The 24,425-nt window shown below is 51.8% G+C and carries 22 protein-coding genes and 1 pseudogene; 13 read left to right on the top strand and 10 right to left on the bottom strand.

The window, feature by feature from the left end:
- Positions 1-35: 35 nt before the first annotated feature.
- The 3 genes from ilvC to B9Z32_RS11250 all read right to left on the bottom strand — a co-directional run bounded on the left by ilvC (position 36) and on the right by B9Z32_RS11250 (position 3,456).
- Positions 36-1,052 carry a ketol-acid reductoisomerase gene (gene ilvC / locus B9Z32_RS11240; RefSeq protein WP_108421500.1) on the bottom strand — a complete coding sequence of 339 codons (1,017 nt, stop codon included), beginning with the start codon at positions 1,050-1,052 and terminating at the stop codon, positions 36-38.
- A gap of 35 nt (positions 1,053-1,087) precedes the next feature.
- Positions 1,088-1,579: an acetolactate synthase small subunit gene (gene ilvN / locus B9Z32_RS11245; RefSeq protein WP_108421501.1), complete on the bottom strand. Its 492-nt coding sequence runs from the start codon at positions 1,577-1,579 to the stop codon at positions 1,088-1,090.
- Positions 1,580-1,671: 92 nt separating this feature from the next.
- Positions 1,672-3,456, bottom strand: a complete 1,785-nt coding sequence (locus tag B9Z32_RS11250) for an acetolactate synthase 3 catalytic subunit (RefSeq protein WP_108421502.1) — start codon at positions 3,454-3,456, stop codon at positions 1,672-1,674.
- A gap of 226 nt (positions 3,457-3,682) precedes the next feature.
- Between B9Z32_RS11250 and B9Z32_RS11255 the strand changes: the two genes are divergently transcribed.
- The 6 genes from B9Z32_RS11255 (at position 3,683) to B9Z32_RS11280 (ending at position 6,833) form a co-directional block, all read left to right on the top strand.
- A complete protein-coding gene (locus tag B9Z32_RS11255; protein WP_108421503.1) occupies positions 3,683-4,249 on the top strand; it encodes an RNA polymerase sigma factor in 567 nt (188 codons plus the stop codon).
- A complete protein-coding gene (locus tag B9Z32_RS11260; protein ID WP_108421504.1) occupies positions 4,246-4,689 on the top strand; it encodes a DUF3619 family protein in 444 nt (147 codons plus the stop codon). The genes B9Z32_RS11255 and B9Z32_RS11260 overlap by 4 nt, the downstream gene beginning before the upstream one ends.
- Positions 4,689-5,297: a DUF3106 domain-containing protein gene (locus B9Z32_RS11265; RefSeq protein WP_108421505.1), complete on the top strand. Its 609-nt coding sequence runs from the start codon at positions 4,689-4,691 to the stop codon at positions 5,295-5,297. The genes B9Z32_RS11260 and B9Z32_RS11265 overlap by 1 nt, the downstream gene beginning before the upstream one ends.
- Positions 5,298-5,376: 79 nt before the next feature.
- Positions 5,377-5,841 carry an RDD family protein gene (locus B9Z32_RS11270; RefSeq protein ID WP_369909942.1) on the top strand — a complete coding sequence of 155 codons (465 nt, stop codon included), beginning with the start codon at positions 5,377-5,379 and terminating at the stop codon, positions 5,839-5,841.
- Positions 5,842-5,863: 22 nt separating this feature from the next.
- Positions 5,864-6,253 (top strand): diacylglycerol kinase, encoded by a 390-nt coding sequence (locus B9Z32_RS11275; RefSeq protein WP_108421619.1) that lies wholly within the window; start codon positions 5,864-5,866, stop codon positions 6,251-6,253.
- Positions 6,246-6,833: a TIGR00730 family Rossman fold protein gene (locus B9Z32_RS11280; protein ID WP_108421507.1), complete on the top strand. Its 588-nt coding sequence runs from the start codon at positions 6,246-6,248 to the stop codon at positions 6,831-6,833. The genes B9Z32_RS11275 and B9Z32_RS11280 overlap by 8 nt, the downstream gene beginning before the upstream one ends.
- A gap of 3 nt (positions 6,834-6,836) precedes the next feature.
- Here B9Z32_RS11280 and B9Z32_RS11285 read toward each other — a convergent pair whose 3' ends face one another.
- Both B9Z32_RS11285 and B9Z32_RS11290 read right to left on the bottom strand, forming a co-directional pair.
- Positions 6,837-7,175, bottom strand: coding sequence for a P-II family nitrogen regulator (locus B9Z32_RS11285; protein WP_108421508.1), 339 nt, complete (start codon positions 7,173-7,175; stop codon positions 6,837-6,839).
- A gap of 23 nt (positions 7,176-7,198) precedes the next feature.
- Entirely contained in the window at positions 7,199-8,872 is a 1,674-nt protein-coding gene (locus B9Z32_RS11290) for an NAD+ synthase (protein ID WP_108421509.1), read from the bottom strand.
- 52 nt (positions 8,873-8,924) lie between these two features.
- Here B9Z32_RS11290 and B9Z32_RS11295 point away from each other — a divergent pair, with 52 nt between their 5' ends.
- Positions 8,925-10,058, top strand: a complete 1,134-nt coding sequence (locus B9Z32_RS11295) for a GNAT family N-acetyltransferase (protein WP_108421620.1) — start codon at positions 8,925-8,927, stop codon at positions 10,056-10,058.
- Between the two features lie 21 nt (positions 10,059-10,079).
- Here B9Z32_RS11295 and ppa read toward each other — a convergent pair whose 3' ends face one another.
- Complete coding sequence (ppa, locus tag B9Z32_RS11300; RefSeq protein ID WP_108421510.1) at positions 10,080-10,616, bottom strand: inorganic diphosphatase; 537 nt, start codon at positions 10,614-10,616, stop codon at positions 10,080-10,082.
- 209 nt (positions 10,617-10,825) lie between these two features.
- Here ppa and B9Z32_RS11305 point away from each other — a divergent pair, with 209 nt between their 5' ends.
- From B9Z32_RS11305 to glp, 4 genes are all read left to right on the top strand, one after another.
- The gene (locus B9Z32_RS11305) at positions 10,826-12,892 is read left to right on the top strand and encodes a sodium-translocating pyrophosphatase (protein WP_108421511.1); all 2,067 of its coding nucleotides are present in this window, start codon (positions 10,826-10,828) and stop codon (positions 12,890-12,892) included.
- 117 nt (positions 12,893-13,009) lie between these two features.
- A complete protein-coding gene (gene moaA / locus B9Z32_RS11310; RefSeq protein WP_108421512.1) occupies positions 13,010-14,167 on the top strand; it encodes a GTP 3',8-cyclase MoaA in 1,158 nt (385 codons plus the stop codon).
- Positions 14,168-14,198: 31 nt separating this feature from the next.
- The gene (gene mobA, locus B9Z32_RS11315; protein WP_108421513.1) at positions 14,199-14,822 is read left to right on the top strand and encodes a molybdenum cofactor guanylyltransferase MobA; all 624 of its coding nucleotides are present in this window, start codon (positions 14,199-14,201) and stop codon (positions 14,820-14,822) included.
- A complete protein-coding gene (glp, locus tag B9Z32_RS11320; RefSeq protein ID WP_108421514.1) occupies positions 14,819-16,096 on the top strand; it encodes a gephyrin-like molybdotransferase Glp in 1,278 nt (425 codons plus the stop codon). Before mobA ends, glp begins: the two co-directional genes overlap by 4 nt.
- A 54-nt stretch (positions 16,097-16,150) precedes the next feature.
- On the opposite strand, the pseudogene B9Z32_RS11325 reads toward glp, so the two are convergent.
- The 4 genes and pseudogenes from B9Z32_RS11325 to B9Z32_RS11340 form a co-directional block, all read right to left on the bottom strand.
- Positions 16,151-19,237, bottom strand: a pseudogene (locus B9Z32_RS11325) (efflux RND transporter permease subunit).
- Positions 19,224-20,585: an efflux RND transporter periplasmic adaptor subunit gene (locus B9Z32_RS11330; RefSeq protein WP_108421515.1), complete on the bottom strand. Its 1,362-nt coding sequence runs from the start codon at positions 20,583-20,585 to the stop codon at positions 19,224-19,226. Before B9Z32_RS11330 ends, B9Z32_RS11325 begins: the two are co-directional and overlap by 14 nt.
- Positions 20,586-20,735: 150 nt before the next feature.
- On the bottom strand, positions 20,736-21,185 hold the full coding sequence (gene rnhA, locus B9Z32_RS11335; RefSeq protein WP_108421621.1) for a ribonuclease HI: 450 nt from the start codon (positions 21,183-21,185) through the stop codon (positions 20,736-20,738).
- Positions 21,172-22,002 carry a class I SAM-dependent methyltransferase gene (locus tag B9Z32_RS11340; protein ID WP_108421516.1) on the bottom strand — a complete coding sequence of 277 codons (831 nt, stop codon included), beginning with the start codon at positions 22,000-22,002 and terminating at the stop codon, positions 21,172-21,174. Before B9Z32_RS11340 ends, rnhA begins: the two co-directional genes overlap by 14 nt.
- On the opposite strand from B9Z32_RS11340, the gene gloB reads away from it, so the two are divergent.
- Together gloB and B9Z32_RS11350 are read left to right on the top strand one after the other, a co-directional pair.
- Positions 22,001-22,774, top strand: coding sequence for a hydroxyacylglutathione hydrolase (gloB, locus tag B9Z32_RS11345; protein WP_108421517.1), 774 nt, complete (start codon positions 22,001-22,003; stop codon positions 22,772-22,774). The two genes, B9Z32_RS11340 and gloB, sit on opposite strands and share 2 nt — an antisense overlap.
- The gene (locus B9Z32_RS11350; RefSeq protein WP_108421518.1) at positions 22,771-24,423 is read left to right on the top strand and encodes a transglycosylase SLT domain-containing protein; all 1,653 of its coding nucleotides are present in this window, start codon (positions 22,771-22,773) and stop codon (positions 24,421-24,423) included. The genes gloB and B9Z32_RS11350 overlap by 4 nt, the downstream gene beginning before the upstream one ends.
- The last annotated feature ends 2 nt before the right edge of the window (positions 24,424-24,425 follow it).

Genomic DNA, 24,425 nt, shown 5'->3' on the forward strand with positions numbered 1-24,425 from the left:
TTCAGGTTAAGCGGCAAACAAAATAAGTGACCTGATCAGTTACGTGTTTTGTCCACCAATTTGTTTTTGGCAATCCAAGGCATCATAGACCTCAATTGAGCGCCGACCACTTCAATAGAGTGCTCAGATGTCAAACGACGACGTGCAGTCATGCTTGGATAGTTGGTACGACCTTCCAAAATGAACATCTTGGCGTACTCTCCTGTTTGAATGCGCTTCAACGCATTGCGCATGGCTTCGCGTGACTGCTCGTTGATCACCTCGGGGCCTGTAACGTACTCACCATACTCTGCATTGTTAGAGATGGAGTAGTTCATGTTGCCGATACCGCCTTCATAAATAAGGTCAACAATGAGCTTGAGCTCATGCAAGCACTCAAAGTAAGCCATTTCGGGGGCATAACCGGCTTCCACCAATGTTTCATAACCCATCTTGATGAGTTCGACGGCGCCGCCGCACAAAACAGCTTGTTCGCCGAACAAGTCGGTTTCTGTTTCTTCTTTGAAATTGGTTTCAATGATGCCGGCCTTGCCGCCGCCGTTGGCCATGGCGTAGCTCAGTGCCAATGCACTTGCTTTGCCGCTCTTGTCTTGGTGCACTGCCACCAGGTGGGGCACGCCGCCGCCTTGGGTGTAGGTGTTGCGAACGGTGTGGCCAGGAGCCTTAGGCGCCACCATCCAAACGTCGAGGTCTTCACGGGGGACCACTTGGTTGTAGTGCACGTTGAAGCCGTGCGCGAATGCCAAAGAAGCACCCTTTTTGATATTGGGTTCTACATCGTTGCGGTACACGTCGGCGATTTGCTCGTCGGGCAACAAGATCATGACCACGTCTGCAGATTTCACTGCATCCGCCACTTCCATGACATTGAGGCCGGCTTTTTCAACTTTGGGCCAGCTGGCGCCGTTTTTGCGCAAACCCACAACCACTTTCACGCCACTGTCGTTCAAGTTTTGTGCGTGTGCGTGGCCTTGTGAGCCGTAGCCAATGATGGCTACTGTTTTGCCTTTGATGACGCTGAGGTCACAGTCTTTGTCGTAAAACACTTTCATGGGTTCTCTCCTTCAAAAATTATTCAAAATGGGTTTTAGGCGCGCAAGATGCGCTCACCCCGGCCAATGCCACAGGCACCAGTACGGACTGTTTCAAGAATGGCGCTGCGGTCGAGTGCTTCCAAAAATGCATCGTTTTTGGCTTGGTCGCCCGTTAGCTCCACGGTGTAGCTTTTGTCGGTGACATCAATCACACGACCCCGGAAGATATCGGCCATCCGCTTCATCTCTTCACGTTCTTTGCCCACTGCGCGAACCTTGACCAGCATCAGCTCGCGCTCGGTGTAGGCCCCTTCAGTGAGGTCAACCACTTTGACCACTTCAATGAGGCGGTTCAGGTGCTTGGTAATTTGTTCAATGACGTCGTCTGAACCAGCGGTTTGAATGGTCATTCGGGACAGGCTGGGATCTTCGGTAGGGGCCACACTGAGAGACTCAATGTTGTAGCCACGAGCGGAGAACAGGCCGACCACCCGTGACAATGCGCCGGGTTCGTTTTCAAGTAAAACTGCGATGATGTGTTTCATGTGCGATTCCTCTTCTCGCCGCCCTCCCCTGCACACGGTAATGTGCAGGCTTGGCGGTCAATAGATTCTTCTTTAGTTAATTCAAAAGGGGATCAAAGGTCTTCAGGGCTGAGCAACATTTCTGTAATGCCCTTGCCTGCTTGAACCATTGGGAACACGTTTTCTGTGGGATCGGTGCGGAAGTCCATGAACACTGTGCGATCTTTGAGCTTGCGAGCTTCGCGCAATGCTGGCTCAACGTCTTCAGGTCGTTCAATGAGCATGCCCACGTGGCCATAAGCCTCGGCCAGCTTAACGAAGTCGGGCAAGGCATCCATGTAGCTGTGGCTGTAACGACCCGAGTATTCAATTTCTTGCCACTGTCGAACCATGCCCAAATAGCGGTTGTTCAAGGACAAAATTTTGATGGGCGTGTTGTACTGCAAACAGGTAGAAAGTTCTTGAATGCACATTTGCACAGAGCCTTCGCCCGTGACGCAAAACACTTCAGACTCCGGCTTGGCCAACTTGATGCCCATGGCATAAGGAATGCCCACACCCATGGTGCCCAAACCGCCAGAGTTGATCCAGCGACGGGGTTCGTCAAACTTGTAGTATTGGGCTGCCCACATTTGGTGCTGGCCGACATCTGATGTGACGTAAGCATCGGCATCTTTGGTCATGTCGTACAAAGTTTGGATGACTTTTTGGGGCTTGATGACCTCGGTGTTTTCACTGTCGTATTTCATACAGTTGCGTTGACGCCATCCATCGATGGTAGACCACCAAGCGCCCAGCGAATGGTTGTCGGGTTTGAGGCCTGACTCTTTGATCATGGCGATCAGTTCAATGAGGACGTCTTTGACATCACCCACGATAGGCACATCAACTTTCACTCGCTTTGAAATGCTGGAGGGGTCGATGTCGATGTGAATAATCTTTCGCTCGTTTTGCGCAAAGTGTTTGGGGTTGCCAATGACGCGGTCGTCAAAGCGTGCGCCCACGGCCAACAATACATCGCAGTGTTGCATGGCGTTGTTGGCTTCCCACGTGCCGTGCATTCCCAGCATGCCCAGAAATTTGGGGTCGGTGGCAGGAAATGCGCCAAGACCCATGAGCGTGTTGGTGACGGGGTAGCCCAGCATGTTGACCAACTGGCGCAATTCTGCTGAAGCATTGCTCAAAAGAACGCCACCACCCGTGTAAATGTAGGGACGCTTGGCAGCCATCAGCAATTGGAGGGCTTTGCGAATTTGGCCACTGTGGCCCTTGCGCACTGGGTTGTAGGAGCGCATTTCAACGGATTCAGGATAGCCGTGATAAGGCACCTTGTTGAAAGATACGTCTTTTGGAACATCGACCACGACAGGACCGGGGCGGCCACTGCGGGCAATGTGAAAGGCCTTCTTCATGATCATGGCCATGTCGCGGGCATCTTTGACCAAAAAGTTGTGTTTGACAATAGGACGGGTAATGCCTACGGTGTCGCACTCTTGAAAAGCATCTAGGCCAATGGCCGCAGTGGGAACTTGCCCGCTGATGATGACCATGGGAATGCTGTCCATGTAGGCAGTGGCAATTCCCGTTACGGCATTGGTCAGGCCAGGCCCGGACGTGACCATGGCAACACCGACATCGCCAGTGGCCCTTGCATAGCCGTCGGCTGCGTGCACGGCAGCTTGCTCGTGGCGAACCAGCACGTGCTGAATAGTGTCTTGTTTGAAGAAGGCGTCGTAGATGTGCAACACTGCACCGCCTGGGTAACCCCAGATGTACCTGACGTTCTCGGCTTGGAGGGCTTTGACGAGGATTTCGCCTCCCCGCAATTCGGCGGGAGACGACGAGGCTGCAGCGGCAGCATGGGCCGCATTGGCCATTTCAGCTTTGGAGATTTCCATATTCAACCTTTGTGAATTTCTCTAACGAAAAACCTTGGGTGCTCTTTTGCAGGACTCTTGTGAAGTTGCATCAGAACTTAAGACCACCAACATGAGCCTGCGCATGTGAGCACTTTGGCCGGATGGTGATCCGTTTGCGTTTTTTCAATTGCAACCAAGCATTATAGGGGGTCAGAATGCCATAATCCAGTTCGCACAAAATGAGTGCCGAAATTGGTTTCTAACTTTGGCCACCGAACAAGAACTTTCTGATTTCCTCAAAACCACGGAGAAGCGAGCCTTCAAACGCACGCTGTATCACGTGCGCAATGAGGAATCTGCCTTGGACATTGTGCAAGACAGCATGATCAAGCTGGCCACCCACTACGGTGACAAGCCGGCAACAGAGCTGCCCATGCTCTTTCAGCGAATCTTGTCCAACACCACACTCGATTGGTTTCGCCGCCAAAAAACCCGCAACGCCCTGTTTTCAAACATGAGCGACTTTGGCACGGATGCCGAAGGTGAAGATTTGGACTTTTTGGAGAATTTAGGGGGGCTGAGCGAGCCAGGTCTGGGTGAAAGTGCGGAAGATTTAACACAACGGAAACAAATTTTTCATCAAATTGAGGCAGAAATACAAGAATTGCCGCCACGTCAACGAGAAGCCTTCCTGCTGCGTTATTGGGAGGAAATGAACCTTTCTGAGACGGCAGTTGCCATGGGCTGCACTGAAGGCAGTGTCAAAACTCACTGTTCTCGGGCTGTTCAAGCGCTGAGTAAAGCACTTCGCGCCAAAGGATTTAACAAATGAAATCGAACGCCATTTCAAACCTACATCGTGTTGACCAGGTGGGTCAGGCTATTGCACGCCAGCTCAACGAACACGCTATCGATCTGCCTCACGACATCAGCGAGCGCTTGCGGGTGGCCAGAATGCAAGCCGTTGCAATGCGAAAGCCTGAGCCTTTGCGCGTCCTCGCTCCCCAGTTGGCCCCTGCCATCGGCACCAGCATTGGCAATCTCGATGAAGGTTTGAACTTGTGGAGTCGCCTCGCCTCAGTACTGCCACTAATCGCTTTGCTTTTTGGTTTGGCCACCATTCACGTTTTTCAAAATGAGTTTCGCGCCAACGAAATTGCCCAACTTGATGCCGAACTGCTCACAGACGACCTTCCTCCCAGCGCGTATACAGACCCTGGTTTTTTAATCTTTCTCAAGTCCAACCCAGCTGACCCCAAAGGCTCCGATTGATGCTTTCGCGCGCTTTTGCTGCTGTTTTCATTGCTTCCTTAGTGTGGGTTGGAGGGCTTGCGTTTGCGCAAAACGCACCCCCGCAAACAGACCCAAACAGCTCGACCAAAGTGGCAAATTCACATTGGCAAAATTTAACGCAATCGCAAAAAAAGGCTCTTGCGCCCCTTGCGCCCCATTGGGCTCAAATTAGCCTCGCCCAAAGGAACAAATGGTTGGTCATGTCAAACAATTTTGACAATTTATCGCCACGCGAACAAGCAACGCTACACAACAGAATGGCCGATTGGGCTGCGCTCAGCCCCCAACAAAGAGCCCAAGCACGTCTCAGTTTCAACGAAACCAAGACCCTTGGGTCTGATCAAAAGAAAAGCCAGTGGGAGGCCTACCAAGCCCTCAGCCAAGACGACCGAAAAAAACTGGCAGCTCAGCAAACCACCAAAATTCAAGGTGCAGCCACAGCCTCACAGGCCCCCTCGCCTCAAAAAGTCATTCCTTTGCAGGGTAAATCACCACCTACAGAGAGTGCCAACAAATCCGTGCCCATCATTGTGATCGACAAAAAAACATTGCTGCCAACCACAGTGGTCGCACCCGAGGGCACCTGAGTTGAGCGAAGTACCCATCCAGCAAGATGAGCAAGCTAAAGTTCCATCGGAAAGCTCAAACCCTTTAACCACCCCTTCCTTGAGAAGGCGGATGGCTTGTTGGTTTTATGAAGGCATGTTGTTGTTTGGGGTGGTCTTTGTGGCTGGCTACTTGTTTGGCACGCTCAGCCAAACCAAGCACGCCCTAGACAATCGACACGGACTTCAAGCATTCTTGTTTCTAATCTTTGGCATTTATTTCACTTGGTTGTGGTCCAAGGGTCAAACACTGGCTATGAAAACTTGGCACATTCGCGTGGTGGATGCCAAAGGCCAGCCCCTCACTCAAGCGCGCGCGCTCTGGCGGTATGTTCTGAGCTGGGTTTGGTTTTTGCCCCCCATCGTCTTGGCTTACCCCTTCAAACTCCCACCCGCTGCGGTGGGCTTGCTCATTTTGGTCTGGGTCTTTGTGTGGGCTCTTTCTAGTCGTTTTCAAATACGTCGACAATATTGGCATGACGTCTGGGCCGGTACGCAGCTGGTGGATGTTCAAAAGAAACCCTGAAATCCACCGCCACCTTCGCGCCATGACCACTGACAATGTGAATCCCCAAAAGGCCCGAAAGGGACTGTCCAGAATTTTCCACGCGGGTGGCTACTCCCTAGCAGGACTCAAAGCAGGCTGGGGAGAGACAGCGTTTCGTCAAGAAGCTTTACTTGCCATTTTCCTCATTCCGGCTGCCTTTTGGCTAGGGCAGACTTGGGTAGAAGTAGCCCTATTGTGTGGCTCCGTTATTTTGGTCATGGTGGTTGAGTTGCTCAATACCGGCATTGAAACAGCCATCGACCGCATTGGCACAGAATGGCATGCTTTGTCCAAACGCGCCAAGGATATGGGAAGTGCTGCTGTGCTTCTCAGCCTTCTTCTCTGTCTGGGAATTTGGGGTACAGCCATTTGGAACTACATCCATGCCTGATCCTAATTTTTCACTTTGCGTTTACTGCGGCTCTAAACCTGGCGATGAACCTGCCTTCACAGAGTCTGCTGTTCAAGTGGGGCAATGGATAGCCCAGCACGGCGGGCAACTGGTCTATGGCGGTGGCAGAAATGGCCTGATGGGCGTTGTGGCAGACGCTACGCTAGCGGCGGGTGGCCGGGTGGTGGGGGTTATTCCTCGCGCCTTGGTAGAAAAGGAATGGGCTCACAACGGTTGCACCGAACTGCATGTGGTTGAAAACATGCACGAGCGCAAAAGCATGATGGCTGAACGCGCAGATGCCTTTCTCGCTTTGCCAGGCGGTATTGGCACCTTCGAAGAATTCTTTGAAGTATGGACTTGGCGTCAGTTGGGCTATCACAACAAGCCCATTGGCCTCTTAAACTTGAACGGCTACTACGACCCCTTATTGACGTTCCTCAACAGCGTTGTTAAGCAGCGATTTATGGACACATGGCAAATGGACCTCATTCAGTCAGATTCTGATGCCCATCAGTTGTTGCCCCGCTTGATACAAGCTGCAGGCATGCCAACGCCCTTCCTGAGTCAGGCCATTTAAAGCTTAGACCGCGTCGTCGTCTAGCTCGCCGGTGCGAATGCGAATGACCTTTTCAACGGAGGTAACAAAAATTTTGCCATCGCCAATTTTGCCGGTGCGTGCCGCTTTCACAATGGCATCCACACAGCGTTCCACATCGCCATCTTTCACGGCCACTTCAACTTTCACCTTGGGCAAAAAGTCGACCACATATTCGGCACCCCGATACAACTCTGTGTGACCCTTTTGGCGACCAAATCCCTTGACTTCCGTCACAGTGAGTCCAGTGACACCACATTCAGCCAGTGCCTCACGCACTTCTTCCAGTTTGAATGGTTTGATGATGGCTGTGATTTGTTTCATGATTAAGGTCCAGTCGGGAAAAGTTAAGCTCGAAATCGATTGGTAATAGGATAACGCCAATCTTTGCCAAAACTGCGGTGTGTGACACGAATTCCCACAGGAGATTGCCGGCGTTTGTACTCGTTGAGCTTGATGAGACGAGTGACTTTCTCGACGTCAGCCTGGTCAAAACCATCGGCCACCAATGCCTGAATTCCCTCATCATTTTCCATGTACCTTTGCACGATGGCGTCTAAGACTTCGTAAGGCGGCAGGCTGTCTTGGTCTTTTTGATCGGCGCGCAACTCCGCACTGGGCGGCCGTGTGATGATTCTCTCTGGAATAGGATTTTTTCCTGTGCCATAGGGGTCATTGTGGTTGCGCCATTCGGCCAACTGAAACACCTGTGTTTTGACCACATCTTTGATCACGGCAAAGCCACCCGCCATGTCGCCATACAGGGTGCAATAGCCCGTGGCCATTTCGCTCTTATTGCCCGTGGTGAGCACAATGGCACCCGTTTTGTTGGACATGGCCATGAGCAAAGTACCACGCACACGCGCCTGAATGTTTTCTTCGGTGGTGTCTTCTGCCAAGCCTTTGAATTGATCTGCCAAAGCCAATTTAAAACCCTCAAACAAGGGCGCAATGGCAATCTCGTCGTATCGCACACCCAGTCGCTTGACCATTTCGCGCGAGTCTATCCAGCTGATGTCTGCAGTGTATTGAGATGGCATCATGACCGCATGAATTTTGTCTGCACCCAGGGCATCCACCGCCAATGCCAGCACCAAGGCAGAGTCGATTCCGCCTGAAAGTCCTAACAGAGCGCCAGGGAATCCGTTCTTGCCCAAGTAATCGCGAATGCCCAACACCAAGGCATGCCACAAGTCTTCTTGCCAAGAACCACCGCCGCTGGCCATCGTGCCAGTGATATTCAATTGGCCCTCTACAGCGGTCGAATCAACGGTAATCGTTGGCATGCATTCTTGGAAGGCTGGCGCGCGCGCAACAACGTCGGCTTTGGCGTTCAAAGCAAATGATCGGCCTTCAAAGATAACTTCATCTTGACCGCCAACCAAATGCGCATAAACCAATGGCAGGCCACAATTTTGAACGCGTTGCCCCATTTGAACTTCGCGCTCAAGCCCTTTGCCCACATGAAACGGGGAGGCATTCAGAACAAGCAACAGCTGCGCGCCAGCCTCCTTGGCTTTTTGGGCAGGTCTCTCAAACCAAGCGTCCTCACAAATGAGCAATCCCATCTTGACGCCTGAAAGCTCAAAAACACAAGACTCGCTTCCAGGAGTGAAGTACCGCCGCTCGTCAAAAACTTGGTAATTGGGCAACTCTTGCTTGGCATATGACGCAACGACCTGCCCTTCGCACAGAACACTGGCACGGTTGAACCGTTTTGAGACGGACACACTTCGGCTTTGAATGCCGCCGCCATCGGGATGCCCCACCACCACATGCAAACCTTTTAACCCAGCCAACTCTCGGGCCACTGTTTTCAAGGCATCATCGCAGGCATCGATAAACGCTGGACGAAGCAACAGGTCTTCGGCCGCATAGCCACAAATGGCCAACTCGGGGGTGAGAACCAGCCTTGCGCCTTGGCCATATGCCTTGCGAGCAGCGTCGATGATTTTGCGAGCGTTGCCCGACATGTCGCCGACGACGAAGTTAAGTTGGGCAATACAAATTTGAAGGGTCATACAGGTGAAGGAATTCAATTCCAACAATTATGTCATTGAGGTGCTCAATTCGATGCACGATGTTTCTGCGAAGGATTGGGATTCTTTATTGGGTCAACAAACCGAGGCGACCCCCTTCATGTCCCATGCTTACCTCTGCGCCATGGAAGACAGCGGATCAGCCTCCGCCAAATCAGGTTGGAAACTTTGCCTACTGACCTTGAGACATTCAGCGCTTGGCACCAAAGGCACGGGGGGTGGTCGCTTGGCTGGCGCTGCGGCGCTTTACATCAAGCCTCATTCTTACGGGGAATATGTATTCGATTGGGCTTGGGCAGACGCCTACCAAAGGCACGGTTTGAACTACTACCCCAAGGCCGTTGCTGCTGTGCCGTTCACCCCTGTGCCAGGCTCCCGCTTGTTGGCGGACTCTCCTGCCAGCCAATCTGCCCTCTTGTCGGCCATGGTTGAGTTGGCCCAGCAAGAAGGCTGGTCATCTTTGCATGTGCTGTTTTTGTCCAATGAAGAGGTCAAGGCCACTGAGGCAGCAGGCTGGCTCAGCCGGCACACGGTGCAGTTTCACTGGCACAACGATTCGTACACGGATTTTGAGCATTTTCTGGGGGCCATGAACCAGGAAAAACGCAAAAAAATAAAGCAAGAAAGAAGGAAAGTGAGCGAGGCCGGCGTGACTTTCAAGGCTTTTGAAGGCGCGCAAATTCAAAGCACCGATTGGGACTTTTTTTACAAATGTTATTCACAAACCTATTTTGAACATGGCAATGCCCCCTATCTCAGCCGAGAATTTTTTCAAGGCATGCAAGACCATATGGCACAAAACTGGGTTCTGTTCATTGCTGAAAAAGACGGGCAACGCATTGCATGTAGCTTGATTGGACTGTTCAACCAAGTGGCCTACGGACGCTACTGGGGGGCATTAGAGCGTGTCGATTGCCTTCATTTTGAGGCTTGCTATTATCAACCTATAGAGTGGTGCATTCGCCAAGGCGTTGTTCGCTTTGAAGGGGGCGCTCAAGGTGAGCACAAAATGGCCAGAGCACTTTTACCCGTCAAGGCCAACAGCGCGCACTGGCTTGCGCACCCAGGTTTTGCCGATGCCGTCGAAAGGTATTTAGAAAAAGAAGGCCACGGCGTGCAAGCCTACTTAGAAAACTTGGAAGCCCGATCACCTCTGAAGCTGAAGTGATCGGTCTGGGCTGAATTAGGCTTAGGCGTTGGCTTTTTGGTAGTTTGCAATGCCATCCAAGATTTCTTTCTTGGCCGACTCTGGGCCTTCCCAACCCAAAATCTTGACCCACTTGCCCACTTCCAGATCTTTGTAGTGCTCAAAGAAGTGCGCAATGGTTTTCAAACGCAAGGGGTTCAAATCTTCAGGCTTTTGCCATTGGGTGTAGATTGACAAAATTTTGTCGGTGGGGACAGCCAAAATTTTTCCATCTTCGCCAGCCTCGTCAAGCATTTTCAAAATACCAATGGGACGGCAAGGCACCACAACACCCGGGATCAGAGGCACAGGGGTAATGACCAACACATCAACCGGATCGCCATCACCACTGATGGTTTTGGGCACATAACCATAGTTGGTTGGGTAGTGCATGGCGGTGCTCATAAAGCGGTCGACAAAGATGGCGCCAGTGGCTTTGTCAACCTCGTATTTCACAGGGTCGGCGTTCATCGGAATTTCGATGATGACGTTGAATTGTTCGGGAACTTTGCTGCCGGGGGTAACGTTGTCTAGGGACATTTTTCAGAAATATAAAAAGTTGAAGTAAACCTAAGAAGCTTAGGATTAACCCCGATTTTACTTTCACAGGGCTTGCTTCTTCCAAACATTGCCCTTTTAATGCTTTAGTTGGCCAATCAACTCCTTCTGGAGGCGAGGAAGCAACGCAGGGAGGTGTACCTCAAGCGTTGCACCTCCTCCTAGCAGTAAAAAACTAAGGAGATTGATTTATGACAGGCAACTCAGCGTTGATTTTGGCGCTCGTTTGCGGGCTCATCGCCGTAATTTATGGCGTTTGGGCACGCGGTTGGATTTTGGCCCAAGACCCTGGCAATGCCCGGATGCAAGAAATTGCAGCCGCCATTCAAGCAGGTGCTGCGGCTTATCTGGCCAGACAATACAAAACCATTGCCATCGTAGGCGTCGTCTTGGCCATCCTCATGGGTGTGTTCTTAGACAGCTTGACAGCCATTGGCTTCGTCATTGGTGCCGTTTTATCTGGCGCCTGCGGCTTCATTGGCATGAACATTTCGGTTCGAGCCAATGTGCGCACCGCGCAAGCGGCTACCAAGGGCATTGGCCCTGCCCTCGACGTTGCCTTCCGTGGCGGCGCCATTACCGGCATGCTGGTGGTGGGCTTGGGTCTGTTGGGTGTGACAGGCTTTTACTGGTTCTTGGCTGGCAATGGCAACCACACTCCCGACCTTAAGTTGTCTGCCATCTTGAATCCCCTCATTGGCTTTGCCTTTGGCTCCTCCCTCATTTCCATCTTCGCCCGTTTGGGCGGTGGCATCTTTACCAAGGGTGCAGACGTGGGTGCAGACTTGGTCGGTAAGGTGGAAGCTGGCATTCCAGAGGATGACCCTCGCAACCCCGCCGTGATTGCCGACAACGTGGGCGATAACGTGGGCGATTGTGCCGGCATGGCCGCTGACTTGTTTGAAACCTACGCAGTCACCTTGATTGCCACAATGGTCTTGGGCTCACTTCTCATTGCTGGCGCGCCTGGCAATGCCGTGATGTACCCCCTCGCCCTGGGCGCAGTGTCCATTTTGGCCTCCATCATTGGTTGCTTCTTTGTCAAAGCCTCACCTGGCATGACCAACGTGATGCCCGCCTTGTACAAAGGTTTGGCCATTGCAGGCGTTTTGTCACTCATCGCTTTCTACTTCGTCACCATCTGGATCATGCCGGACAACGCCATTTCGGCCACCGGCAGCCAAATGAAGTTGTTCGGTGCTTGCGCCGTCGGCTTGGTTTTGACAGCCGCCTTGGTGTGGATCACTGAGTTTTACACAGGCACCCAATACAGCCCTGTTCAGCACATTGCACAGGCATCTACAACTGGCCACGGCACCAACATCATTGCCGGCTTGGGCGTTTCAATGCGCTCCACAGCTTGGCCCGTGATTTTTGTGTGCATGGCCATTTTGGCGTCTTACAACCTGGCTGGTTTGTACGGCATTGCCGTGGCGGCCATGTCCATGCTTTCCATGGCCGGCATTGTGGTGGCTTTGGACGCATATGGCCCTATCACCGACAACGCTGGCGGTATTGCCGAAATGGCAGAACTGCCCAGCAGTGTGCGCGACATCACAGACCCCTTGGACGCTGTGGGCAATACCACCAAAGCTGTGACCAAAGGCTATGCCATTGGCTCTGCAGGTTTGGCTTCCTTGGTCTTGTTTGCCGACTACACCCACAAACTTGAAACTTATGGCAAAGCCATTTCCTTTGACTTGTCCGACCCCATGGTCATTGTGGGCTTATTCATTGGTGGCCTCATACCTTACTTGTTTGGCGCCATGGCCATGGAGGCTGTAGGCCGTGCAGCGGGCGCGGTGGTGGTTGAAGTTCGCCGTCAGTTCAGCGAAATCAAGGGCATCATGGAAGGCACTGCCAAGCCAGAATACGGCCGTGCTGTTGACATGCTGACCACTGCGGCCATCAAAGAAATGGTTATCCCCAGCTTGCTGCCAGTGGTGGTACCCGTAGTGGTGGGCCTGGTTCTGGGCCCCAAAGCCTTGGGCGGCCTGCTCATGGGAACCATTGTGACCGGCTTGTTTGTGGCTATTTCCATGTGTACCGGCGGCGGTGCTTGGGACAATGCCAAGAAATACATCGAAGACGGTCATCACGGCGGCAAAGGCTCAGAGGCGCACAAAGCCGCTGTGACCGGCGACACCGTGGGTGACCCCTACAAAGACACAGCAGGCCCCGCCATCAACCCCTTGATCAAGATCATCAACATTGTGGCCCTGCTCATTGTGCCTTTGATGATGCAATTCCACGGCTAAACCAAGCCTTTAGCAACACAAAGCCCGGTCATGGCAACATGATCGGGCTTTTTTACGCGCAAAATACAGGCATGCAACTCAACTTGATTCACAACCATTCCGTAGCTGGGGCTCCTTGTGTCTGAACGCGTCATTCCCATCATCAGTCAGCCACTCGGAAATTTGCCTGTTCCAGAAATCTTACCTGCTGACGCTTGGCAATCAGGTCAAGCCCTTCGCGATCAAAGAAACCGGCCATTGCGCGATTTGCGAATCAGCGTGACGGACCGATGCAATTTCCGTTGCAGTTATTGCATGCCCAAAGAAATTTTCAACAATGACTACGTGTATTTGCCGCACAGCGCATTGCTCAGCTTTGAGGAAATCACACGCACTGCGCAGAGCTTCATTGAGCTGGGCGTTGAAAAGATTCGCCTCACGGGTGGCGAACCCTTGCTGCGCAAAAATTTAGAAATATTGATTGGGCAATTAGCCGCCTTGAAAACGCTTGATGGCCATCCACTGGACATTACGCTTACCACCAACGGCTCGTTGCTGGCTCGCAAAGCTCAAGCACTTAAGGATGCCGGTCTGAAACGGGTCACGGTAAGCTTGGACGGTCTAGACGACACCATTTTTAAACGCATGAACGACGTGGACTTCCCAGTCAGTGATGTGCTTGAAGGCATCGAAGCCGCCAAAGCAGCCGGGCTTGGCCCCATCAAAGTCAACATGGTGGTCAAGCGGGGTACCAACGAACAAGAAATATTGCCCATGGCGCGGTATTTCAAAGGCAAAGGCATTGCACTTCGTTTCATTGAGTACATGGATGTGGGTGCAACCAATGGTTGGCGTATGAACGAGGTCATGCCCAGTTCCGACATCCTGAAGCTTTTGCAAGCCGAAATGTCACTCATGCCGCTGAAAGCCAGCCAAGCCGGCGAAACAGCCGAACGCTGGGGCTATCTGAATGAACATGGCAAGCACGAAGAAGCCTTGGGTGAAATTGGTTTCATCAGCAGCGTCACCAAGGCCTTTTGCAGCGATTGCAATCGCGCACGCTTAACCACGGAAGGTCAGCTTTATTTGTGTTTGTTTGCCACGCAAGGCTACGACCTCAAACCACTGGTCCGAAGTGCAACAGACCCCAAGGCTTTGACGCAAGCCATTGCGGCCATTTGGGCACAAAGAGATGACAGATACTCCGAATTGCGCGTCTCGGAGCCCATGACGGACAATGACGCAGCACCCAGCAGCACCAAACGCAAAGTCGAGATGAGTTACATCGGTGGCTGACTGAGTTGCAAGCTAAGAAACACTTTTATTTATGAACGATCTCAGCATCACAGGTTTGATTTTGGCTGGTGGCCGCGGTGCTCGAATGGGCGGCGTCGACAAAGGATTGCAAAACTTCAATGGGACGCCACTCACCCTCCACACCCTCATGCGACTGCAAATGCAAGACGCAGTGACTGTGTCTGAGATGATGATTATTGCCAACCGAAATTTGTCGGCCTACGAGTCTTTTGGCGTTCAGGTCTGGCCCGACAGCACCGATAACTTTGCCGGACCGCTTGCTGGGTTTTTAACGGGACTGGAGCGTTGCGAAACAGACTTGCTTCTCACCGTTCCCTGCGACAGTCCTTTGTTCCCATTGAATTTAACGCAACGCTTGCTGGACACTTTAATCGCTGAAGATGCCGAGATCGCAGTGGCCGCTGCCAAAGAGGAAGACGGCAGTGTTAGAGCGCAACCTGTCTTTTGCTTGATGCGAGTGAGTTTGTTGGAAAGCCTTGTGAAGTTCATGCAATCGGGGGGCCGAAAAATTGATGCGTGGACAGCTCAGCACACAACAGTGCTGGTGCCCTTTGATACCGACGATGTCGATCCAAGAGCTTTCTTCAATGCCAACACCCTGGATGAATTGCACCGCTTAGAACAATCCAAATGACACACTCACCGTCACTGGCTGACATTGCGGCCAAACTAGAAGCCTATGACCCTCAAGCGTTGCCAGTCAGCGAAGTCTTGAAGTTTTTGGATCTATTGCTTGAACCTGTTCAAGACTCGGAATCGGTTGATATCTTCGCAGCACTGGGCAGAGTCACATCGCAAGACGTCATCAGCCCAATCAATGTGCCTCCCCATGACAACTCTGCAATGGACGGATATGCCTTTGACGGCACTGCATTGAACAAGACGCAAGCCTTGTCGCTCAAAGTCGTTGGCACTGCTTTGGCCGGTAAAGCTTGGCAAGGCGAGGTCCATGAAGGCGAATGCGTGAAGATCATGACGGGCGCCATCATGCCTCAAGGCTTGAACACGGTGGTGCCTCAAGAGCTTTGCAAGATGACTGCCGAAGATGCCATTGAAATACCAGCGGGTCTGCTTCAAGTTGGCGACAACCGCAGGTTGTGCGGCGAGGACATCATGCAAGGCAAAGCGGCCCTCAGCAAGGGCGGCTTGATTACGCCAGCGGCTGCCGGACTTCTAGCGAGTCTAGGTGTTCCGACCGTGTCGGTGTTTCGGCGCTTGCGCGTAGCCTACTTTTCTACGGGCGATGAAATTTTAAGTTTGGGTGAACCTCCCAGAGAAGGTGCTGTCTACGACAGCAATCGATATACCGTGCATGGCATGTTGCAATCATTGGGTTGCGAGATGGTAGACATGGGTGTGGTCAAAGACGATCCCATCTTGTTGGAACAAGCATTCAATCAAGCTGCAGAAAAAGCCGACGCCATTATTACCAGCGGCGGTGTGAGCGTGGGCGAAGCCGACTTCACCAAAGCCATGATGAAAAAATTGGGCGATGTGGTGTTTTGGAAAATTGCCATGCGCCCAGGTCGTCCCATGGCGGTGGGACGCATTCAAAAGGGCAACAGGTCTGCTATTTTGTTTGGCTTGCCTGGCAACCCAGTGGCCGTCATGGTCACATTTCTGGCGTTCGTCAAACCAGCCTTGCTGAAAATGATGGGCACCAGCGCTGGCCCTTCACCCATGTTGAGAGCTAAAACGCTTGAGGTCTTGAGAAAAAAACCAGGTCGAACCGAATACCAAAGAGGCATTGTGTCGCGCAATGTCAATGGTGAACTCGAAGTGGTGACCACTGGCAATCAGGGCTCTGGTGTTTTGAGTTCCATGGTGCAGGCCAATGCACTGATTGTTTTGTCTCACCAACAAAGCACTGCCCAAGTGGGTGATTGGGTTGACGTTTTGATGTTTTAAGCAGGACCTCAAAAAAAATAGCGCCCTAGGGAGCTATTTTTTTCTTGTCAAAGGTCAATGTGCGTGTGCTGACTCTGGGGGTTCACCTGACACATCATTTTTGTTAGGACCAGGGACCTTTTTGCGTGCAAACAAAGAGTACATGGTAGGCACCACAAAGACTGTCAGCAAGGTTCCAAAAGTCATGCCTCCCACAATCACCCAGCCGATTTGAATGCGACTCTCTGCGCCTGCGCCTGTGGCCAAGGCCAATGGCAATGCACCCAGCACCATGGCGCCGGTGGTCATCAAAATAGGACGCAAACGCTGGCTGGAGGCTTTCACAATGGCGTCGAAAGTATCCATACCTTGCTCTCGCAATTGATTGGTAAATTCAACAATCAAAATGCCGTGTTTCGTAATCAAGCCAACCAAGGTAATTAAACCAATTTGCGAGTAAACGTTGAGTGTTCCGCCCGTTAACTTCAATGTGATGAGGGCTCCAAACATCGACAAAGGAACCGACAACATGATCACCAAGGGGTCAATGAAACTTTCAAATTGAGCGGCCAGCACCAAAAAGATAAAGAACAAGGCCAGCACAAAAACGATGACCAAAGCACCCTGAGAATTTCTAAATTCTCGCGAGGTGCCATTGAGCTCAGTGGTATAGCCCGACTTGAGAATGCCCGCAGCAGTTTTGTCTAAAAAGTTCAAGGCTTCACCCAAGGCATAGTCGGGCGCCAAGTTGGCTGTGATGGTTACTGAGCGACGCTGCCCAAAGTGATTCAATTCGCGCGGCGAAACGCTCTCTCGCACTTTGACCAAAGCACTCAGAGGGATCACGGTGTCGTTGCGACCGCGAACGTAAATGTTGTCAATGTCTTCAGGCGTATTGCGCCCTGTTGACTGAGTTTGAACAATGACGTCGTATTGTTCGGCATCACGCTTGTAACGTGTCACATTGCGCCCGCCCAGCATGGTTTCAATGGCTCTGGCCACCACATCCACACTGACACCCAACTCTGTAGCCTTGATTCGATCGATATCGATACGCAGTTCGGGTTTGTTCAAACGCAAATCAACATCGGGGGCAATGAAGCCAGGGTTTTTGGCAATCTCGTCCAGCATTTGGCGCGTGACAGCATTCAAGTTTTGATAGCTGTCAGACGTTTGAATCACAAAATTGACTGGACGCTCCCTGAAGCCTTGCCCCAGCGATGGCGGGGTAATGGGGAACGCATTGACACCTGGGATGCCGCTGAATTTGCCCTGCATCTCACGCGCAATTTCCGGCGTGGTTCGTTTGCGCTCGTCCCAATCGACCGCGCGGTAAATGACGCTGCCCTGGGCCACGGTAGGATTGCCCAGATTGGCAAAGATTCTGTCAAATTCAGGGTAAGAGCTGCCAATCCTCTCTAGCATTTTGGCGTATTTGTCGGTGTAATCCAGGGTTGAACCGTCGGGGGCCGTCACAGTGGCCAAAATAGTGCCACGATCTTCTAAGGGTGACAGTTCTTGCTTCATGGTGGGATACACCAAGGCAATGCCAACACCACAAGAGGCCATGACAAGCACCACCAACCAACGCGCTTTTCGAAGGACAAATCGCAAAAGTTTCTCGTACCCATTGGACAAACCATTGAGCATGGTCTCCATAAAACGATCGAAACGATTTGGATTGGGATTGTGTTTGAGCAACAAAGAACTCATCATGGGCGACAAAGTCAAAGCCACAAAGCCCGATACCAACACTGCGCCAGCCAGCGCCAAAGCAAACTCACTGAACAGCTTGCCTGTTCTTCCCGGAGTGAAAGCCAGAGGCGCAAAAACAGCTACCAGCGTAAGCGACATGGCCACAATGGCAAAGCCAATTTCCTTGGCCCCTTTGATGGATGCCGAGAAAGGATCCATGCCTTCTTCAATGTGCCGATAAATGTTTTCTAACATCACAATGGCATCGTCCACGACCAAACCGATGGCCAAAACCAGCGCCAACAAAGTCAGAGTGTTGATGGTAAAACCGGCCAATGCCATCATGGCAAAGGTGCCAATCAAGCTCACAGGAATGGTGATGATCGGGATGATGGAAGCGCGGAAAGTCCGCAAGAAAACAAAGATCACCAGAGCCACCAAAACGACAGCTTCGGCAATGGTTTTAAACACGCTCTTGATAGATCTGTCGATAAAAACAGAGTTGTCATTGGCCACATTGATGGTCAAATCGGCCGGCAAATCTTGCTGCAAGCGCGGCATCATCTCCCTAACACCTTTGGACAATTCCAAGGGGTTGGCCGTAGCTTGGCGGATCACGCCTGCCGAGATGGAAGGTACTCCATTCAAACGTACTCGACTTCGATCATCGGCCGTGCCCTCTTCGACTTTGGCAACATCTCGAATTTTGATGGGAAATCCATTCACGTTGCGAATGGTGATGTCGCCAAACTGCCCAGGCCTGATCAGGTCAGTTTGAGATGTTACGCTGAACTCTCGCAAATTCGATTCAATGCGACCTGCTGGCAATTCCAAATTGCTGCGTCGAATTGCGTCCTCCACATCCTGAGAAGTGAGCCTGAATGCCGCCATTCGCTCAGCATCTAGCCAGACGCGCATGGCATATTTGCGTTCACCAAAAATTCGGACATCTGCCACGCCCGTCACTGTTTGAAGGCGGGGCTTCACCACCCGATTGATCAAATCATTGATTTGCAGCGGCGACAAGGTTTCACTCTAAAATGCCAACCAAATCACAGGAAAGGCATCAGCCTCCACTTTGGCAATTACAGGCTCTTCGATGGCCTGAGGCAGCCGACCGCGAATTCGCGAAGTTCGATCGCGCACTTCAGCAGCCGCCGTGTCAGCATCTTTTTCCAAACGAAACTTGACGGTGATTTGGGACTGATCTGCACGGCTGATGGAAGTGATGACATCGACAGCATCAATGCCTGCAATGGAATCTTCCAAGGGTTTGGTCACCTGCGACTCTATAACCTCAGCCGAAGCGCCAGGGTATCTGACGCTGACGGTTACGGTAGGTTCATCAATTTTCGGATATTCGCGAAGCGAAAGTCGGTTGAAACTGACCGAGCCGATCAGAAGAATCAGCAGGGATAGAACAGTGGCAAAAACGGGCCGCCGTATGGATGTTTCAGCGAGCTGCATTCATACCTCGCGTGCATGGATTCTCACCTGCGGGTGCTTGGGCCTGAGGGCCTTTGCCTTGTGCGGGTCTAGCACCTCCTTGGGGTCCTGCATTGGGTGCTGAATTGGGCGCCGCATTGGGCGCACCCCCTGGCCTAGCGCCGGGCGGTCCGCCGGCAGGGCCACCCTGAGCTTTTGAAGTGTCTACCAAGCGTACGATGCTGCCATCTTTTTGCAAGCGCTGCTGTCCTGCGATAACCACGGAATCACCGATAGACAAACCTTCAAGAATTTCAACTTTGCCTGGCTGGCGAATTCCAATTTTGACAGTCACTCTTTCTGAGACGAGTTCATCTTTGTTGGCACCAGGCACAATTCGAATGACGGTTGAGCGGCCACCCTGTGGCACGATGGCTTCTTCGGGAATGACCAGTGCATCAGCGCGCTCGCCAAATACAGCATTCACTCTGGCAAACATACCAGGGCGCAATTGCATTTGTCGATTGTCAATACAGCCGCGAATTCCCACCGAGCGACCATTGGCATCAATCAAGGGGTCAATGGCTTGGATGATGGCCGTGAATTTGCGGCCTGGTACGGCATCCATGGTCACTTGTGCTTTTTGACCAGGCTTGATTTTGTTTTGGAAACGCTCTGGCAAACGGAAATCCAACAAGACCGCTTCAATGTCTTCCACATTGACCATGTCGGTGCCGTCTTTCAAATAATCACCCACGTTAATTTGTCGCAAACCTGCAGTGCCATCAAAGGGGGCCAACACTTTCAAACGTTGCAAGGTGGCCTGTGCCAAGGCCAATTTGGCCTGTGCCACCTGAAGTGCCGCATCTGATTCGTCCAGTGAGCGTTTGCTGATGAAATTTTGGGCAACCAGTTCTTGATTGCGAGTGTGGTTGGCTTGGGCAATGGACAATTCAGCTTTGGCTTGAGCCACTTGTGCAGCTGGCAATTGATCGTCAAATTGGACCAATACCTGCCCTTTTTTCACCTTTTGACCATCCTTGAACAAGACTTGACTGACACGCCCTCCTACTTCAGGACGCAGCATCACACCTTGAAATGAACGCAAGCTGCCAACAGACTGGGTCTCGTCAACCAACAGGGCCGATTCAACTTTGGCAACCTCTACGGCCGCCGGCCTTGCTGGACCGCCAGGACCGCCAGGGCCAGGTGCTGAGGTGGCAGGCGCCCCAGAACCTGCGGCTTGGGTAGGACTGTTTGGAGTATTTCCTGCTTTTGCTAAAAGCTCTACACCTGAAGGTGTAGGTTTATTTTGGAGCCACCAAGCAGCGCCTGAAGCAGCAACCACACCAATGATCGCAATTGCAAGATAAGGTTTTTTGAATGACATCAATGATTCCGAACAGTACCCAAAACAGCTTGGAAATGTAACAGTTACTGAGAATCTTATGAAGTGGCAAAACCTCAAGACTTATGACAAAAACTCTTGCCTTACACTAACTTTACAAACTGCAAAAGAAATTTGGTCAATTGTCAGGAGTTAAGCCCTGCCAAGGGCTTGATCTACACCTTTGTTTGCAAGCGCATCGGCCCTCTCATTGCCTGGGTCACCCGCATGTCCTTTAACCCACCGCCATTCAATTTGATGCCCTGAACTAGCTACCAAATGGTCTAATTTTTGCCAAAGGTCGGCGTTCTTAACGGCTTGTTTCGAGGCAGTTCGCCAACCCTTGGCTTTCCAGCCATGAATCCACTCCGTGATGCCCTTGCGAACGTACTCACTGTCCAAATACAAAGTGACCTTACAGGGACGCTTCAATGCGAGCAAGGCTTCAATCACCGCTGTCAACTCCATCCGGTTGTTGGTGGTGTCTAGCTCACCCCCGCATATTTCTCTGACATGCTCAGCAGAACGCAATAAAGCCCCCCACCCTCCTGGCCCCGGATTGCCCTTACAGGCACCATCGGTGTGAATTTCAACGTGGTTCAATTTCACTCTTTCGTTGGGCGACAGAGTCGCCTTGAATTTGATTTTGACGACGGGCCAGAGTCACGGCAGCCTTGCCTTGAGGCACACGGTTCTTCCAGGTGGCACCCAATATGCGACCACCTTGGACCTTTTTCACGGCCACAATGACATAGGCACCGCCCAAAATAGGCCACCATCGAGCGCCCAATTTGTCCATGAATGACCAACGTTCAAACCATTTGGATTTCTCAAGTGCGGGCCTCCAACAACCAAACCTGCTAACTTTGACTTCAAAACCCAACAATCGCAGCCAATCCCGCAATCGCCAATAACCAATCAGCTCCTCACAGGGTGGCGCATTTAAACCTTCAAACCCCCAGCGTTGGTACCACTGGGAACGCTTGTGCCTCCATCCCCAAAGGCTGGCTGGGTTCAAACCCGTCATGATCAAATGTCCCTCGGGCATCAGGACGCGTTCGGCTTCCCTCAAGCTGGCATGGGCATCCAAGCTCAATTCGAGGCTGTGCGGCATCACCAGCAAGTCCATGCTGTCCGCTTGAAATGGCAGCGCAATGCTGTGAGCAGCAAATTGGTAGTTGAGCGTCTCTGGAATGTCCTCAGTTTCTGAAAGAGCAAGCCACTGGTGCGGCATGCGATTGTTCTTGAGACCATTTAGCTCAGGCATGCCAAACTGAAGCGCGTGATATCCAAAGATATCAGACACCAAATCATCCAATTGGGTCTGCTCCCAGTTCAACAAAAAAGAACCCGCGGGCGTGCTGAGCCATTGACGCCAGTTTTGCACCACAGAGTTGGTTTCTATAATAGGGGGATTCATGAACCTTTTACCGCTACCAGCATTCTCCGACAATTACATTTGGCTATTGCAACACCAAGGCATGGCCTTGGTTGTTGATCCAGGTGAATCGACCCCAGTCAACCATTGGTTGAAAGAGAACAATCACCGGCTCGACTGCATTTTAGTCACGCACCACCATGGCGACCACACCGGCGGCGTGAGCGACCTACAACGCGAATGGAGTGCCAAGGTTTATGGCCCCGCCAAGGAAAAACTTGGATTTGAATATCAGGCCATGGCACAAGGCAGCTCTTTGAGCTGGCACGGCCTGAACTTTCGCACAATCGATGTTCCCGGGCACACGGCTGGGCACATAGCCTATTATGCTGAGCCCGACAATCAAGCCCCCTTGCTTTTTTGTGGCGACACCCTCTTCTCAGGTGGTTGCGGCCGCTTGTTTGAGGGCACAGCAGAACAAATGTTGCAATCGATGGACAAGCTGGCTGCGCTACCCAGCAAAACACGGGTCTGCTGTGCACATGAATACACTTTGAGCAATTTGAAATTTGCCAATGCTGTAGAGCCTGACAACCTTGTTTTAAAAGACTACATCAGCAAGTGCCAACAACTCAGGGCTCAAAACTTACCTACATTGCCTGCCGAGCTAGGCAATGAATTGCAAATCAACCCTTTTCTGCGAACGCGTAAGCCATCGGTGATCAATGCCGTGAAAAAAATGGCCCCGCCAGGCACTGACAAAGAAGCTGAAATTTTTGCACAATTGCGAATCTGGAAAAACGAGTACAAATGAATCACTTCTCATGGGTCAACACCCTCAAGCTTCCCCTCAGTCTGTGCATTGCTTTGTGGGTTGCTGGATGCGCCAACCTGGGGGCCATAAATCCTCCCATTGAGAAAGCAGCGGATCTTGTCACTGAGCCTCCTGTGCTAGCGGCTACCCCATCTCCCAATTTAACGCCACCCGTGACAACGGCCAATGTCACCAAAGCCGATACCTCTAAGGCCAATGCGCTTGTTAGCCCGGCTCCAATTCAACCCAGATTAGAGGTCAGCCCAGAACCACCCGCCGACATATGGGTTCGCATCCGCCAAGGTTTTGCAATGCCTGATTTGGAAACTGATTTGGTGAAAGATCGTGAAGTTTGGTATGCCGCAAGACCTGACTACATGGTTCGGATGACCGAGCGCTCGCGAAGGTATTTGTTTCACATTGTCGAGGAACTCGAGCGCAGAAACATGCCCACCGAGTTGGCTCTGTTGCCATTCATTGAATCAGCTTTCAACCCGGAAGCCGTCTCCTCTGCCAAGGCGGCGGGCATGTGGCAGTTCATGCCCGCTACGGGCAAATACTTTGACTTGAAACAAAATGTATTTAGAGATGAACGACGCGGTGTGATTGAGTCAACTCGCGCTGCGCTTGACTACCTGCAAAAGCTCTACAACATGTTTGGCGATTGGCACTTGGCTTTGGCGGCTTACAACTGGGGGGAAGGCAGCGTCGGTCGGGCCATTGCAAAGAACAAAGCTGCGGGCTTGGGAGTGAGTTACACCGATCTGAAAATGCCCAACGAGACACGCTACTACGTGCCCAAGTTGCAAGCCGTTAAAAATATCATTGCACAACCGCAAAATTTCAACGCACGTCTGCCTCTCATTCAAAACCACCCCTACTTTAAATCTGTCAACATCACCAGGGACATCGATGTCAAGTTGGCTGCCAACTTTGCAGGCGTGAGCATGGAAGACTTCAAAGCATTGAACCCCTCCATGAGCCGCCCAGTTATCTTGGCTGCGGGCACACCTGAAATTTTGCTTCCCTGGGACAATGCCGATCGCTTTCTGCGCAGATTAGAAGAACATGCACAAAAGCCCCTGGCAAGTTGGACCGCTTGGTCGGTGCCAAAAACCATGAAAGTTTCCGAAGCCGGCAAGCTGGTGAATATGTCAGAAAACGATTTGCGAGCAGTCAACCAAATTCCAAAAGGCATGCAAGTCAAACAGGGCTCGACCTTGTTAGTTTCTAGGCAAGGTGCTCTTGACGCAGATGTCACAGAGCATTTGGCAGACAATGCTCAAATTGCCTTTGCGCCTGAAATTGTGTTGCGCCGAATCATGGTGAAGGTTCAAAAGGGAGACACGCTTGCATCATTGGCCAGCAGACACGATGTAACGCCTAGCAGCATTGCGGCATGGAACAAACTCAAAATGCCTGTGGCACTCAAACCCGGACAATCGATTGCTATTTTGGTACCCACCACGGCCAGCTCTCGAGGAAGCAAACAAACTGGCAAAAAAGCTGGCACCAAACAGGTGACGAAGCAAGGCACAAAACAGGTCACGAAACAAGGCACCCAACAAGGCACCCAACAAGGCAAGAAAGCCCCAGCACCTTCTCCGAGTGCTGCCAAGTCCAAAGAAAAAACCAGTCCTAAAAACTAGAC

Origin of the sequence: Limnohabitans sp. MMS-10A-178, from assembly GCF_003063375.1 — a bacterium.
In the GTDB taxonomy this organism is placed as follows: Bacteria; Pseudomonadota; Gammaproteobacteria; order Burkholderiales; family Burkholderiaceae_C; genus Limnohabitans_A.